We start from the raw sequence: 15256 nt of genomic DNA, 5'->3' as shown, positions 1-15256 counted from the left end.
AAACCCCATGCTGCCCCTCGACTTGCATGTGTTAAGCCTGTAGCCAGCGTTCATCCTGAGCCAGGATCAAACTCTCCATTGTAAAATATCATTTAGGCTCACGACGGCGGAAGCCACGGACGGCACGAAGCCGAACCGAAGAAGACCGCGGCCGAAGCCCGGATGTCTGTCTGTCCAGAACGCCTGTTCCTTCATCTGAAGCCTGGGAAACCTTGTCTATACAATCGACGGGTCGTCTATTCTACCCAAGCGCGGCTGGCAACAACGCGGGGGAAAGCTCCCCCCATGCGCCCAGGCCGCGCCTGCTTCCTGTACTACTTATCTGTTTATGTAAATCCATTCAAAGAACGCTTCCTCGGTCGCCACGGGGGGAGGCCCCTGGGGGCCGTCGCCCGAAAGCGGATGCAAAAGTAGGGACTTTAAAACGAAAAAACAAGGAAATGAGAAAGAAATGTGCGAAAAAAGGTTCTATTTGGTAAAAAATTGATTTATCTCAAGTTCGTTTTCCACCACTACTTTATTATAATATTACAACTCCAGCGGTTCATAGGGCAATCCGAAAACGTCGGCCACCGCCTTGAATGCCACTTTCCCATCCACGATATTCAGTCCACGATACAATGCGACGTCGTCTTTGCATGCTTGTCGCCAACCTTTATCCGCCAAAGCAACGACATATCGCAGTGTCGCGTTGATCAAAGCCATCGTCGAGGTGTTGGGTACTGCGCCTGGAATATTTGCCACACAATAGTGTACAATGCCATCCACTTCGTAGATAGGATGAGAGTGTGTCGTCGGATGCGAAGTTTCGAAGCAACCTCCTTGGTCAATGGCCACGTCGACAAGGACAGAGCCACGTTGCAATAATTTCAGCATTTCACGATTTATCAGATGTGGCGCCTTGTCACCGGGTACCAACACCGATCCTATGACGATATCTGTTTCGGGAAGTAATTTACGAATCGTGTACTCTGAAGAATACAGCGTATGGACATTAACGGGCAACTCCATTCCCAACTGACGCAGCCGAGGCAAAGAAATGTCGGTGATCGTTACGTCCGCGCCCATCCCTGCGGCCATCCGCGCCGCTGCTTCTCCGACGGTTCCACCACCCAGCACCAGCACCTTTGCCGGCAACACACCAGGCACACCACCTATCAACTTTCCTGAGCCACCTTTTGTCTTCTGTAGGTAATAGGCTCCGTTGAGCGCGGCCATACGGCCTGCAACCTCACTCATCGGAATGAGCAACGGCAGCGACCTGTCGTCCTTCTGAACCGTTTCGTAGGCAATGCACACCGCCCCACTGCTCATCATGGCGTCCGTCAGTGGCCTGTCACAGGCAAAATGGAAATAAGTGAACACCACTTGCCCCTGCCTTACCAGCGAATATTCAGGCTCGACAGGCTCCTTCACCTTCACGATCATATCCGCCGTTTCATACACCTGTTGGATCGACGGCAGAATACGTGCACCGGCAGCCTCGTATTCGCCGTCGGCGAATCCACTGTTTTCACCGGCCGTATGCTGCACATAGACCTCATGCCCACGCTTTGTCAACTCGGCGACACCCGCAGGGGTCATTCCCACGCGGCTCTCGCTGTCCTTCATCTCTTTTGGAATTCCGATTCTCATGGTTCAATCCTTTCTTTTAAAACATTATCTTAATTCTACAGCATGCGCTGCCAGAAAACGACGCAAGTTAGAAAAAGTAATCGAAAAAAACAAGCCATCTTGTTATTTTTTTCGATTACGATGATATTATACCAGCATGTCGCAATTACTGTTACTCGTCGAGCACATAGACAAGCCATCCTTTTCGTGGCTGCACAGAAATCTTGCCATCCACAGGCTATTCCCGGGCTTCCTGAGTGTCTTTGATTTCCGGCGCAACCAGTCTTGCACGCTTTTCACGCAATCTAAGTCGTTTCCAGTCAATCTTCAATGTCACGCTCTTCGTCGCGTCCGAATAGTTACCTATAGACAGCAGAGCTTTCCCAGCCTTGCGATAGACAGTGACCTTCACCTTGTCGTCGGAAGCCGCGACACCAGGATTCTTTTCCCAGAAGCCTATCATTTCAGCATGCTCTATACCGAATTCATCCCAAATTTTCCAAATGGGTCTCGGGTCACAATCCACTCCTTCCGTAAACCACGGATAACGCACCGCCATACCATATTGCATGCCAAGCCAACGGTTGCCGCCTCGGTACAACATATCTCCCATCAATCCAAATGGTATTCCCGAAGACTCGACCAGCCAATTGGCAGGTGTCATCTTGTTATAAAGAAAGCTCTCTCCAAACCACACCTTATCCAGATATGGGAAATATTCCGCGTATTGATTTGCAGGCCCTTTCGAAAATCCAGTATTGGAATGTAAATCTATCAAGCAACCAGGCTTGACGGAGTCCATGCTTCGGCGTATTCTCCTGAGCATTCTATGGTCGAAGCTGACGTCATCCAAGTAGATTCGATCTATATCCGTGTTCTTAATGAGCCAAACAAGGCTCTCTATATAGAAGTTCAGCCATCTCGAATCGCCTTCCGCCGTCAGGATGGCCGCGTCTGCCGGAATGTTTTGCTTCGTCTTGAAATCATAATGTACATACCATTGCGGCGTATAGTCTGTCACCAAATGTTCTCTGAGCCAACTATAGCCGCCACCTTTACCGCCACGCAACACTTCTGTGCCCAGACTTCTTTATGGCTCCTATCTCCGACATGGCATTTGACATTTCACGAAGCGTGTAGTAGATTTTCACCTTGCAGTTCTGAGCGTGCATTCTTTGTGTAAAGGCTTTCTGCGTATCCGTATTCAGCAAGGGATAGTTTATATATGGATTCAACGGATTAGCGTGATGCACATTAATAATGCTCACCCCATCCTTTATATCCTGCTTCGTGGGTTCGGGATATGGACCATTATGATAGTAACGGTTTGTAAACTGTCCATACGTGTCGAGACTTTTTACTGGAGTCATCAACAAGGCAAATTTGAAATCCATCTGTTTGCCCTTCACCATCTGCCGCTGCCCGCTGTAAACGGTGACGACAGTTTCTTTTTCCAGGCGTTCGATGCGAAATCCCCCTTTGCCTTCGTTATACCAACTCTCGGGATACGCAGGTCGATATACATTCAAGAGCGGGCCGCTATAGGTCGTTCCCTGCAACTCACAATGAACGCCTACCTTTGTGTTTCCTATCCAAAAACTATCAAAAGGCCACAACCAATTTTGCTTTTTAGATGTCGGTATCGATATACCATGATTATCCATGGCCTTGACAGGCGCGTCCCACTTGCCGTCATACTTCTCTGGCGTATCCTGACCTGGCAGTCCGATGCCCATGAAATATCTCGCTGACTCATTTCGCACAGGAAGTTCCAAACGAATGTCTTTCACATTCAAATCCTGCTTTGGCACGATGGAATAGTTGTAGTTGACCCGCCCGTCAAATTCGGCTTGTCCCCTACACGCCATTTTTAAAACTTCATCTTCCGCTTTCCACACGTAAGTGATGTGACCACGAGCCTTTTCTACATATTGGGGAGCCGCCTTGAGTCTTTTCATTCCTTTGTCGGTCTCTACAACCATTCGTATCGGTGATAAGAGCAGATCGGCACTGCCACAGCTGATTTGCTTGGGCAAAGCTGTCGATTTATCAATCAAAAGTTCACGCCCCAATACCTTTATACGATGCTTGTCTAACGACACGGCATGATATGGAGCCGTTGGCTCGTCAGCAAGTCCCACCGTTGAGTTCAGCCACCTGAGTCGGCTATATCGCCAAGCCTCGCTGTCGCCACGATCAGCCAAGACATCTCCTTCTACCTGTATCTCTATGGGCAACGCTCTATGATGGCCTTGCGCGTCGGAAATGGTCAGCATGCCTTGATAGCGCCCCGCAACCTGATGAGCGCTGACATTTACGCCAAACCATAAGGGTTGCACCCTGCCTTTGCTGACATCCACCGCTTTCCTGAAGACTTTTCCGTAAGAGTTTACACCTTCCAGGTTAAAACAGGTAATGTCCTTTGCCGCAATCGTACTGCCGTTTCCTGTCAAGTCAGATATGTGATATGACAGGCTTGCCAAATCGGAACGTCCTGCCCACACGCCTATCTGAAAGGTATAATACTCTCCAGGTGCAGCTATGCCCGCAAAGCCTGCGTTCTGGTCATGAGCAAGCCACTTCAAAGAAATGTTCTGCTTCATGATGATGGGATATTTCCTGTCCTCCGGAAAAAGGAGCAGAGGGGTTTCGGAACATTTCTTCAGGCATTCCAATTCCTCCGCTTGGGTTGCGATGACCTCCATAGGATAGAAGCTATCGTAGGGAGTCCGTGCCTCCACGCTCGTTATTTCCGCTTCCAACGGGCATTTTTGCTTTGCCGCGGCCTGTTGCCATGCAACATCCAAAGGCTGTTCAGGCTCCAAATAAGTCCCATCGCAGAATCCTTGTCCCTCTTCTACACGATGTGGCAGGTAATAAAAGTAGTAGGTGCCTTTTTCCAGGACAGGCCCAAACAACAAAGAACATCTTTCATTATCAACCTCCATTCTTCTTATATTGCGTATCGTATCACCGGAAGCAGCAGAAATCAAAAGGAAACGGGTATTATTGATTCATGACTGTATTTTTCATTTTATTCATCTATATTGGTTACTATACCTACGAAAAGGGAGGAGATTCGTTTGAACTCCTCCCCAAAACCTTCAAACCTTTTTGTTTTTCAGTTTTTCAATACTCACAGGACCTACTTGTTCAGCACAATGTTTATCGTCCATATTTTCGATGCGCCATTGGCCGCCGTAACCTTATATTGATGGGCAGAAGTCCAATCGGCAGGGACGCCCAACCTCGGAGCGTCTCCCACTGGATTCATCACCGCCGCAGAAGAAATCTGGGCGGTCACAACCAACTTGCCGACATTCACGTCGGCACGCTCTGCAGCCGTGAAATTACTCGGCACCTTAAATGTCAACGTACACGTACCTGTCGCCGGATCTATTTCCTGCTTTGTACGGGTGAGCTGCTTTTGCTTTACCGCATTTTCACCACTGACGACCATCGTCTTTGACGCGTCGATATAGCGATAATAGGCGAACCCGGCCGTTATGTCATTGCCTTCATACGTGTCAAGGTCTTCCAGTCCGCTTTCCAAACAAGAGGTCAACGACAATGAGGCTACCAGCATTAATAAAAACAATTTTACGTATTTCATTTTCTTGTTGATTTATCGGTTATATTTAAATTCATCATCACCAACCCGCATTCTGATTATGGTCCAGACCATAAGCTTCACGCGTGTCAAGGAATCCTTGAGCGATAGGGAACAAATAACGCTTGGCCGTAAATGTGCGGCTTGCGCTGTTCATCAGGGTAATCTGTCCAACCAGCAGCTTCGTTCTGTCGCGGGATATTTCTATCTTATAAGTCGGGCGGTCCAAATCATAGATAATATCTCCCGCAGGACGACCATGGTTTGCATGACCGCCATATTTACCCCAGCGCAGATAGCTGAAATAAATGTCGCCGTTTTCATTGACCATCTCCACGTTGCGTTCTCTGATGTAATCTTTCCAAGCCTCTTCCTCGGTTGTAGCCGTGGAGGGAGCCAGCTTGCCGTGGGTGGTGCGCGTAGCATTCAAAGCCTTGACGGCGTCGGCCGTCTCACCCTTCAAGAGATAGGCTTCAGCCAAATTCATATAAGCCTCACCTGTACGGGCTATGCAATAGTGCATATCCACTTTCACGCTGTAGAAAGCACGGGGCGACAGAGACTCCAACGTATTCTTGCGCCAGCAATAGCCCGAAACCGTGTTATACCATCCGCCGTCTTCTTTGTCGCGCACACCTGCGGAAATGTTTCCTCCCAGGTTCAGCTCCACATTTTCGCCGAGCCATGTCGCGCCGTCATATACTACTGATGTATAAAAACGTGCGTCACGCTTGGAATACATCAGCTGGCTCAAATTCCGCGAAGCCCCGGCCTTCAACTGGTCATAGCGGGCAAAAACCGGGAAACCGGCATTCGTCTGGAGCAAGTCCTGCGGCGTCGGAATCCTGCGAGGTTCGCCGTTGGTCCTGTTGTATGCGTCCACCTGCCCGGCCTGCGTCACCGAAGACGGGTCAAGCGAGGTGACGTTCGACTTATACTGCGAGGTTTCGTACCAAGGCAACGCCTGACCGGTAGCCTCATCTGTCACGAGATAGTTGTCTACCAAATCCTGAGTCGGCCAATAGATACCCCAGCACTCGAAAGTCCTGCCGTTCTTGTTGGCCAAGAGCAGCGGAGACTTTGAAAAGGCACAGTCGTCAGCACTTATATTCGGATAAATTCTAATCAACTCGTCGAAACTTCCAACCGTAGAATTCGTGCTCAAACGATAATAGCCCCAAAGAATCTCTTTGCTCGTTGCATCCGTCTCGTTAAACATTCCGCCGTAGTTGTCGGTAAGACTGCATTTCTCCGTCACGTCTTTTGCGGCGGAAATGGCCTTGTCCAGATAAGTCTGATCCTTTGTGTACGCATACGCTTGTAGACAAGCACGACTTAGAATGACTTCCGCCGCATACTTGTTGGCCAGTCCGGCCGAGGCCGATACGGGCAATCCCGCCACACCGGCTTCCAAGTCTTCTATCACATGCTTGTAGCTTTCGTCCACAGAAGCGGTCATCGGAATCGTGCATTTTTCTTCATCCGCTTCTGAAAGGACCTCCTTGAGCGGAACGAAGCGCCCCATTTTCTTCGCTTGGTCAAAAAACACCATGCCCCGCAAGAATCTACCTTGCGCCACGAGCTCAGCCTTGTCGGCGTCACTCAACGCCTTCGATTCCGAAGCGTTTTTAATGATCATGTTACATTGACGAAGCATCGAGAAACGATTAGCCCCAAAATCAGAATTGTTGCTGATTCCTAACTCTGTGGCCACACCGTCGATACCTTCGCCTACTTGCGAGCATTGGACTGAGTTGGGCGTGCGAGCTTCCCATCCGACACATGAGCCGGAGCCGACGATACTGCCCAGGACACTCTGGTAAGTTGAATTTACAAAGGCTTGGGCTGTGGCCTTCGTGCCCCACACTGTTTCGCCGCTGAATATTTCCGTCGGATTCGTATCCAGCGTATCTTTGCAGGATATGGCCGCAAGGGCAACCATTCCCATCATCCCGTATTTAATAAACTTTTTCATGATAATCCTAATTAAAATCCTAAGTTAACTGTCAATGCCAACACACGCTCGACCGGGTATCCATAGCCGGTTGTCGATGAGTTTTCCGGATCCAAGCCATATTTCGTCGCTTGTGAAATCGTGAAGATATTTTGGCCGGAAATGCCCACTCTCGCCTTTGCCAGCCAAGCCACGTTACGCAACAGCGAATACTTCAAATCATAACCGAACTGGAAGTCTTTCATCCGGAGATAGGAGCCGTTGATCAACCAGAAATCACTGTCCAGATAGTTGTTGTTCGCATTCAGGTTGGTGTTCGACATCAATCTCGGGTATTGTGCATTTCTATTCGTCGGTGTCCAGTAATCGGTTTGGTAATCAAATGCTACCATCAACGAACCGGTCTGGTCGGTCTTCATGGTGGCCGGGCCTACCAGCTTCATGTCGAAAGCGGTGGAACCTTGGAACAACATGCTCAAGTAGAAGCCCTTGTAGTTGAAGTCCATGTTGATACCGAACTGCCCGCGTGGGTTGTGACTTTTGCCCAAACGCCTGATGTCGCCGGAATCTATATAACCGTTGCCATTGGTGTCTTCGTACTTCAAATCGCCGGCCGCAAGGTTTCCAGAGTTCAAGGCATTGACAACCCCCGGGCTGTTGTAGATGTCTTCGGCACTTGAATAGTAACCCAGATGATGGTATAGTGTTCCATAATACCCCTTCTGCTGCTGCGTACGGATATAAGGATTCATATAGGAGCTTTCCGTCTCCGACTCGTTGCGTGCCCACAGTTCATCAAAATAAGTGAAGTTGGCCGAAATATCATAGTTGAGCTGTCCGACATGGTCTCTCCAGCCCAACTGGAATTCCCAACCGGCCCGGCGATACTCGCTCTTCGACTTCACCTGCGGCATGCCAATGCCGATGGCCGAATTGAGATAGCTCTTTCCTGTAGGTGCCGTCAGATAACCCTTCGTGGAGTAATAGAAATAATCGAACGAACCGTAAAGCCGATTGGAAAGCGACGCGAAGTCAAAGCCTATGTCCGTTTGCCGGGTGGTGTACCATGTCAAATCCGGCGAAGCCAGCCTGCCTTCCGTGAAGCCAGGCACATACGAGCCGTCCACGACATAGGCCTTCGTATCCAAATTATAAGAGGTGAGATAGGCAAAGCGTCCCGCGCTGCTGTCCAAACCGGTCTCTCCATACGAGACGCGCAGCTTCAGCGAGTTGAGGATGTTTCTTTCCACCAGGCTCTTCATGAAGCTTTCTTCCGTCACGACCCAGCCCAGCGACCCGCTGTAGAAGGCTCCCCAGCGTTTGCCTGGGGCGAAGTAGTCGGAACCGTCATAGCGGAGACTTGCCTCGGCATAATACTTGTTGCCGTAATTATACTTGAGCTGGCCTATCCATGCTGCACGTCCGAGCTCGGCTTCACTGCCGCCATTCGTCATTCCGTTGGACGGCCCGACATTCATCTGGTCGATGTCGAAGTCATATTTCTCACGCTGTTCCCAATAACTTTCGGTCTTTTGATAATATTGTTCAAAACCACCCAATGCCGAGACGTTGTGTTTGCCAAACGTCTGCGCGTATTCCACAAAAGCCTGGTTCGTGAATGAATAGCCGGTAGGTGAGCTGTGGTACAGTAGGGGTTGGTTGGCATATTGCGGAACGTCAGACTCATAGTCGTATTGTGCCGCGTCCTTGCGCCACTGTTTGGAGGTTTCGCCGTAGTATCTGTAGTTGCTTGCCACGCGTGCCTTCAGTCCGTCCACCCAGGGGCAGCTCCAGATCAGCTCGCCCTTGCCGTTGATGACATTGGCGATATGCCGATTGTAACCGGCGTCCTTGGCCGTTTCCGCAACGGGATTGTCCGACATGTTGTAGGGCAAGCCGAACTTGTTTACGCCGGGCAGCATCGGCGACTTGTTGTTGATGTGGGAGAACACGTGGAAATAGCTGTTCGATGTAGAGGTATAAGGATGGGATGTTTCCTGGCGATAGCCGTCGATGGTGGCATTGACCTGCAAATGTATCGGCCTGATATACGATGTTTCCGATATGCGGAAATTGGTACGCTTCATCCAGTGCGTGCGCGTCTTGTACAAGGAGTTCTGGTCGATATGGCCCAAAGAGATGTAGAAGTTGTGATTTTCTCCTCCGCCCGTCATGCGCACGGTGTGTTTCTGCTGGGGTGCCCAATTGTCCAACACCAGTTTGCGCCAGTTCGTGTCATTGTAAGTGACTGGCTGCGATCCGTCCCGCATGGCCTTGATGGCCTCTTCGCTATAGATAGGCTCAAGTCCGTCGTTCGCCCTCGCGATGTTCGCGTATTTCGCCCTGTCGTAAGAGTGCATCTGCTGGGGCCAGATACTGGGTTGGGCCAGACTGTAGTTCAAGTCATACTCAATGCTGATTTTCCCTGTCTTCCCTCGCTTTGTCGTCACCTGAATGATACCGTTGGAAGCGCGCGCACCATAAACGGCTGTGGCAGAAGCGTCTTTCAGGATGGACATGGACTCAATGTCATCGGCCGACAGATTCTGGAAATCGGCACTCGAACGGACGATACCGTCTATCACGTACAGTGGTGAACCGCCGCCGCGAATGCTGACGCTGGGCAAGGAGTTGATACCACCGCCACTGGCTTGTACTATCAAGCCAGGCGAACGCCCGGCCAAGCCCTGGCTGATATTGGCCACCGGAATATTTGAAATCTGGTCGGCCTTGACCGTTGAGACCGAAGATATCAAATCTCGTCTCGTGCTGCTTCCGTAGCCTATCACAATCACCTCGTCGAGGTTCTGACGATCTACCGCCAAGCCAATGTTCATGTTACCCGGACGGGCCGACACCAATTTTGTCTGATAGCCGATGTACGAAACTTCGAGCATGGCGCCCGGAACTGCCTCGATGGCGAAATTACCATCCAGGTCGGAGATGGCACCTGCGGAAGAGCCTTTCAGTTTGACCGTCGCGCCAATAATCGGTTCGCCATTTTCGTCTACAATTCGACCCGTAAGCCGCACCTTATCGCCTTTCCTTGTCTGCGCCGCATGAGTCGGACTCTTGCCGGCGATTACGATGGATTTTGGAGACACGATGGTGAAAGAGAGATTGCGCCCGGCCAACACCGCAGTCAGGACAGACTGCACGCTGGCCGCTGTTTTGGAAATCGTAATATCGCTCCTGTCGTCTATGACGACATCACGGTAAGAGAAACGATAGGTGGTCTGTTTCTCTATCACACTGAAAACTTGCTTCAGGGAAGCATTTTTAAGATGGATGTCAATCTCCTGCGACTGGGCATGGACAGCCATACTTCCCAGACAGAAAAGCAACATCAACAAACAGTACTTGAGTTCATGGTGTACCTTCATCTTTGTACGAATTAAAGTTTAACTTTAGATTTAGGCCTGTGTTTTCACCGGTCTTTAGTAAGGGACACGCTTGCCTTTAATTCGTACCGACCACTTTTTATGTTATAAAGCAGAAAATGCCTTTTCTCATTTGATGAGAACGTCGCCACCCCGCTGTTCCGTCTTGAACTTATATGATTCTTCCAGTATTTTCAAATCCTCATGAAGATTCTTGCGCGGCATGACACCCGTAAAGAAATCGTCCATATCCAGCCGTTTGCACACTCTGAATGCTATGCCGTAACTCTCCTCCAGCGTCTTCAAGACATTTCGCAAGGGTTCGTTCCTGAAGACGAACTCATTGCGCTTCCATGCCATCGCGTCATCCACCGCCGTCGCAACATCGGACAAGGCCAAGGCGCCCGTGCGCTTGTCGAGAATCGCTTTCTGACTGGGACTCATTCTGAGGCTCTCTCCGTTCAACAAGGACGTAAGGACAACGCTTCCTTTCTCCAGAGACAGCTCGGCCGTGTGCTTCGTGCTTCTCGCCAGAAGGTTGAACCGCGTGCCCAACACTTTCACGCTCAGGCCATCCGCATGAATCACAAACGGTCTGTCCGCATCTTTCTTCACATTGAAATAGGCTTCTCCGTCGAACCGCACTTCACGCGTGTTGCCATCGAACGCGCCTGCCCGATATCTCAGCACCGAACTTTCATTCAAAGTCACCGCCGTCCCATCCGGCAGGTTCACGGTGACCCTGTCTCCATATTCCGTGCCGACCACCGTTTCCACAGCCGCGTAAGTACGGGCTTCACGATACCAGTAGAGTGCCGTCACCGTCAACACGGGCAACAACAAGACCGCCGCAATTCGCAGCCATCGCCCAAGCCTTTTCTTTTCGGCAATGTCCTCCGACCCGACCCTTGCGTCAATCTTGTTCCATACAGCCTGGGCGTCCATTCCGTCGGCCAAGGCAAGTTCCAGGCGGTCGTTCATCCAGACGGATTCCAACCGTCGTTCCAATTCCTGGTCGGAAACGGCGTCAAGCTCCTTGCGCAATTCTTTCAATTGCTCTGGTGAGTAATATTTCAGTGATAGACTTTCTTGTCTTGTTTGCATCTTTTCCTGTTGTTCTCTTTATAAGACATGATGAGTTGGAGAAAATACCACCTCACGGCTTCAATTAACACTTAGCAACATTGTCGCCAGCATGTAAGAAAGTTTCAAGACCTGCCTCAACGTTTTCAAGCCCAGCGACAATTGGTTCTTCACCGTCTGTTCCTTCAGTCCCAGCAACTTGGAAATCTGCATGTTCGACAATCGTTCCAGCTTGCTCAGCCTGACGACTTTCCGCTGGGTGTCCGGCAACTGCTCCAGCGCGCTGTTCACCTGGCTCAGGAACTCGTCGTATTCCATGGGTTCGGAATGGCTGTCGTCGGCAAGATGATAGGCATATTGGCAATAGTCTTCGAACTGCGGGGAATGAATCGTAGACCGATAGGCGTTTATCAGATAATGCTTCACCCTGATAAACAAGAGCCCACGCACGGTTTGCTCCTGTCGGATCCGGTGCCTGTTGACCCAAAGCCAGACGAAAGCGTCCTCCACCAATTCCTCCGAAGACTCCCGCGACTTGGTGTACTGCATGCAAAAGGCATACAGCCGAGTGGAATACATTCGGTAGATTTCGCGCAAAGCCCGTTGCGAATCATGCTTCAACGCTTCGATAAGTATGTCTTCCTTGATATCCATAATTGGCTGCAAGAAGTGCATCAGATTGTTTGACCCATCCTATGCCAATGCCGCTTTCATGTCTTCCACCCATTTTCTGAACCGCGGGCATTTCGCCAAGATATCCTCCATGCCTACGGCTTTGACCATTTCGACTCCATGAACGACTTTGTTATATCCGGGTATCAGCTTTTTCAAGCGCACGGAGGGAGCTGTGTCGGGATGATTGTTGATGTCTTCCGGATTAGGATATTCCTGAAAAACAGCCGTCAGCCCCTTGTAGTCCACCTCGTTCTTTTCAAAGAGGAAATCCACACCCTTTATGGAAGAGAATACCAATGTCTCAAACTCATGGAGTTGTATGTAAGGGATGAAGTTGTCAAACGTTCTGCATTGGGTCTCTTCCATATCCTTCTTCATCCTTGCTTCGAGCAGGGCCACTTGCTCCTTGTGAGACAGAGTTCCTCTCAATTCATCGAATCCGGGGAAATCAGAAGGCAACCGATAGAAATCCACCATCATCGAGACGACTACGTCTTTCTCATATATCGTATTCAGAATGTCTTTCTTGATATGGCTATATTGGGAAAGCCCGCCATTGGAATGCTTTATCTTGAAGCACTGCACGGCATTGTACAGACCCTCTGCACAGAGATAGGGACAAAGTACATGATTGACAAAGCTTTCCTCGCTTTCACCTTCCACTATCAAAACCAGTCTTTTCATAACAATGTGGGTTGGCCGTCAATTATACTTTTTGTCCACAACTCACCCAACGAATAATCATCCAACCAGTTTTTCAGCTCATTGCCATCCAGTCTGTTGAAAGACGACTGTCCGTCCTTTCGGTCTACAGTGACAATGTCGGCTGCGTCAAAGTTGTTGATGAGATTCACCGACTGCGTGGATATGATTACCTGACAGCCTCTGGCTGCTACAGACTGCACCATACCGGCCAACCTGACGATGGCCGCAGGATGCAGCCCCAGCTCCGGTTCATCGATGATAATGACTTTGGGCAGGATCGGTTGCAACAATAGCGTCGCAAGAGCGATGAAGCGTATGCTTCCATCGGAAAGGTCGTTGGCATCGAAATACTTTCCGTCGGCAGCCACATCGCTCCATTGCAAATTGATCAAGTTCGCGTCAAGCATGGAGGGGGCCAAAGAGAAACCGCCGAAATAGGGCATGACCGAGCGGACGGTCAACTCTATCCGCTTCAGCGTCTTGGGATATTTCTGCTGCAACATGTAAAGGAAAGCCGGCAGATTGCCCCCGTCTGTCCGCAAAAGACGATTGTCATTGACATTCGCGCTGCTCCTTAGCGGCGCGCCTTTGCTTGTGTCGTGGAAATGATAAATCTTATAACTTTGCAAATAATCTCTCAGCCAACTGTCTCTATAGGTTGTGGAGTCCTTTATCCGGCTTTCCTCCATATTGCTGAAACTATTGGGCCTCCTCCTGTAATAACTTTTCTCTTCGGCTATGAAGAGGCTGCCATTGTATCTGGGTTGGAGCCTAACTTCATAGGCATTGTCGCCAAACTCCAAATACCCCTTCAATTCCTTGGTTTGCTTCAGCCCATAGTGAAACAGCCGTTCAGCATTGTTCTGCATCGTATAGTTGTGCAAATGCTGTTCGTAGATGACGTTGATCAGCCTGAAAAACGAAATGAAATTTGTTTTTCCAACGCCATTAGAACCAAGCAGGATGTTGATTGGCCGCAGTTCCAACTCCATCTGCCGGATGGATTTGTATCCGGCTATGACAATTCGGTTCAGCATTGTGGTGTATTATCTTTTATATAATTATTTTTGAAAACTCACACGCCCCTCTTCGCCTGTCGGCCGCTCAACCAAGTTCCACGGCCGTACCGCTCGCGACGACCATGAGCATGGTATTGCTCTTCCCGACGGTCTCATAGTCGATGTCGATACCGACGACGGCGTTGCATCCCAATTCCTCCGCCCTGGCCTGCATCTCCTGCAAGGCTGCTTCCTTGGCCTCGCGAAACACTTTTTCATAGCTGTAGGAACGGCCGCCGACAATGTCGCGAATGGCCGCAAAGAAATCCTTCACGAAATTGGCGCCGATAATCGCTTCGCCCGTCACAACGCCCTTATATGCTTGGATGGGACGGCCTTCTATGGTAGGAGTGGTTGATAGAATCATGGTTTGTCGTATTGTTTGGCGCAAATATACGAAAAGAAAACGGAAACGGCGCCCTTTACGCCCTTTTTTCGCACGACACTCCGCCGCAACCTGTGTCCAAGGGCGACCCGACGGGCGGCCGTCGTCTGGGAACGAGGGCGACGAAGCACTGCCAACACGCAGGCGCAGGTGGACAATACTATGAATTTATTTGACAAAACACTGCTGAAAAGTGGCTGTTTTTGAAACCAAAAAGGATTTGGCCACAAAAAACGGCTGAATTCTACAAGTTCAGCAAACCGTTGATTGCCAACAGATTAAACCACAACATCAGCTTCACGGAATGACTTTCGCCTCGTCGGAGCTGTGCTTTCAGCGTGGAAAAGGACTGCGATTGCGGTGCAAAAGACGACTTTCAAGTCCGAGAAAGCAGTGGAACAAGGGCGCGGAAAGGCCCTTTCGGCGAAGTCAAAGGGGGCGGATGGCGGAGAAAGGGCTGGACGAATGCGACGCAGAAGGTCGTTTTCCATCCGGCCGGCGAGCTGGATGAAAGAAAAAAAGACACGTTTTTTCGTGAATGAAAATTGACAAACGATCCTGTCGTCCGCCTGCGGGCGGGACGGAAAGGCTCGCCATAGACGCGAATCGGACGTGCGGACGTCTCCACTTGTGGACAGACCTGCGAACAAACGCCAATCTTCGGTGGGCGAAGGAAAAAGATTTGACCTTTTATTTGTCCTTTAAGAAACTTTGCTTATTTTTGCAATTGGTAATTAACTCTCAGGAAATACCATCTTATTTGCGTGTCAAATTCGACTTACTATGCCTGGT

At 50.0% G+C, this 15256-nt stretch carries 11 protein-coding genes and 1 rRNA gene; all 12 read right to left on the bottom strand.

Annotation, left to right across the window (positions count from 1 at the left end):
• Positions 1 to 82: ribosomal RNA gene (locus K334_RS0107115) — 16S ribosomal RNA — on the bottom strand; the annotation flags it as partial.
• A gap of 446 nt (positions 83 to 528) precedes the next feature.
• The gene (gene ald / locus K334_RS0107110) at positions 529 to 1635 is read right to left on the bottom strand and encodes an alanine dehydrogenase (protein WP_027444742.1); all 1107 of its coding nucleotides are present in this window, start codon (positions 1633 to 1635) and stop codon (positions 529 to 531) included.
• A 217-nt stretch (positions 1636 to 1852) separates the two neighbouring features.
• On the bottom strand, positions 1853 to 2686 hold the full coding sequence (locus K334_RS15380) for a glycoside hydrolase domain-containing protein (RefSeq protein ID WP_155810213.1): 834 nt from the start codon (positions 2684 to 2686) through the stop codon (positions 1853 to 1855).
• A complete protein-coding gene (locus K334_RS13655) occupies positions 2670 to 4607 on the bottom strand; it encodes a glycoside hydrolase domain-containing protein (RefSeq protein ID WP_051540637.1) in 1938 nt (645 codons plus the stop codon). Before K334_RS13655 ends, K334_RS15380 begins: the two co-directional genes overlap by 17 nt.
• 152 nt (positions 4608 to 4759) lie before the next feature.
• Positions 4760 to 5227 carry a DUF5018-related domain-containing protein gene (locus K334_RS0107100; protein ID WP_027444741.1) on the bottom strand — a complete coding sequence of 156 codons (468 nt, stop codon included), beginning with the start codon at positions 5225 to 5227 and terminating at the stop codon, positions 4760 to 4762.
• Positions 5228 to 5264: 37 nt separating this feature from the next.
• Complete coding sequence (locus K334_RS0107095; protein ID WP_025881941.1) at positions 5265 to 7199, bottom strand: RagB/SusD family nutrient uptake outer membrane protein; 1935 nt, start codon at positions 7197 to 7199, stop codon at positions 5265 to 5267.
• A gap of 11 nt (positions 7200 to 7210) precedes the next feature.
• Positions 7211 to 10561 (bottom strand): SusC/RagA family TonB-linked outer membrane protein, encoded by a 3351-nt coding sequence (locus tag K334_RS0107090; protein ID WP_036890101.1) that lies wholly within the window; start codon positions 10559 to 10561, stop codon positions 7211 to 7213.
• Between the two features lie 126 nt (positions 10562 to 10687).
• Positions 10688 to 11662, bottom strand: coding sequence for a FecR family protein (locus K334_RS0107085; protein ID WP_025881938.1), 975 nt, complete (start codon positions 11660 to 11662; stop codon positions 10688 to 10690).
• A gap of 60 nt (positions 11663 to 11722) precedes the next feature.
• Entirely contained in the window at positions 11723 to 12295 is a 573-nt protein-coding gene (locus K334_RS0107080; RefSeq protein WP_036890100.1) for a sigma-70 family RNA polymerase sigma factor, read from the bottom strand.
• Positions 12296 to 12334: 39 nt separating this feature from the next.
• Positions 12335 to 13000, bottom strand: coding sequence for a DUF4276 family protein (locus tag K334_RS0107075; protein ID WP_025881934.1), 666 nt, complete (start codon positions 12998 to 13000; stop codon positions 12335 to 12337).
• Entirely contained in the window at positions 12997 to 14058 is a 1062-nt protein-coding gene (locus tag K334_RS0107070; RefSeq protein ID WP_027444739.1) for an AAA family ATPase, read from the bottom strand. Before K334_RS0107070 ends, K334_RS0107075 begins: the two co-directional genes overlap by 4 nt.
• Before the next feature lie 67 nt (positions 14059 to 14125).
• Positions 14126 to 14446: a heavy metal-binding domain-containing protein gene (locus tag K334_RS0107065; protein ID WP_021588835.1), complete on the bottom strand. Its 321-nt coding sequence runs from the start codon at positions 14444 to 14446 to the stop codon at positions 14126 to 14128.
• Between the last annotated feature and the right edge of the window lie 810 nt (positions 14447 to 15256).

The sequence above is a fragment of the Segatella baroniae DSM 16972 = JCM 13447 genome, assembly GCF_000426585.1.
Lineage (GTDB): Bacteria > Bacteroidota > Bacteroidia > Bacteroidales > Bacteroidaceae > Prevotella > Prevotella baroniae.
The sequence above is the reverse complement of the archived record's forward strand: the minus strand, read 5'-3'. Positions and strand labels throughout refer to the sequence as shown.

What these genes read in the sequence shown, in the direction of transcription:
- K334_RS0107075 (WP_025881934.1), bottom strand. Translation starts at nt 13,000, where the DNA reads ATGAAAAGACTGGTTTTGATAGTGGAAGGTGAAAGCGAGGAAAGCTTT.
- ald (WP_027444742.1), bottom strand. Translation starts at nt 1,635, where the DNA reads ATGAGAATCGGAATTCCAAAAGAGATGAAGGACAGCGAGAGCCGCGTG.
- K334_RS0107070 (WP_027444739.1), bottom strand. Translation starts at nt 14,058, where the DNA reads ATGCTGAACCGAATTGTCATAGCCGGATACAAATCCATCCGGCAGATG.
- K334_RS0107085 (WP_025881938.1), bottom strand. Translation starts at nt 11,662, where the DNA reads ATGCAAACAAGACAAGAAAGTCTATCACTGAAATATTACTCACCAGAG.
- K334_RS0107065 (WP_021588835.1), bottom strand. Translation starts at nt 14,446, where the DNA reads ATGATTCTATCAACCACTCCTACCATAGAAGGCCGTCCCATCCAAGCA.
- K334_RS0107080 (WP_036890100.1), bottom strand. Translation starts at nt 12,295, where the DNA reads ATGGATATCAAGGAAGACATACTTATCGAAGCGTTGAAGCATGATTCG.
- K334_RS0107100 (WP_027444741.1), bottom strand. Translation starts at nt 5,227, where the DNA reads ATGAAATACGTAAAATTGTTTTTATTAATGCTGGTAGCCTCATTGTCG.
- K334_RS0107090 (WP_036890101.1), bottom strand. Translation starts at nt 10,561, where the DNA reads ATGAAGGTACACCATGAACTCAAGTACTGTTTGTTGATGTTGCTTTTC.
- K334_RS0107095 (WP_025881941.1), bottom strand. Translation starts at nt 7,199, where the DNA reads ATGAAAAAGTTTATTAAATACGGGATGATGGGAATGGTTGCCCTTGCG.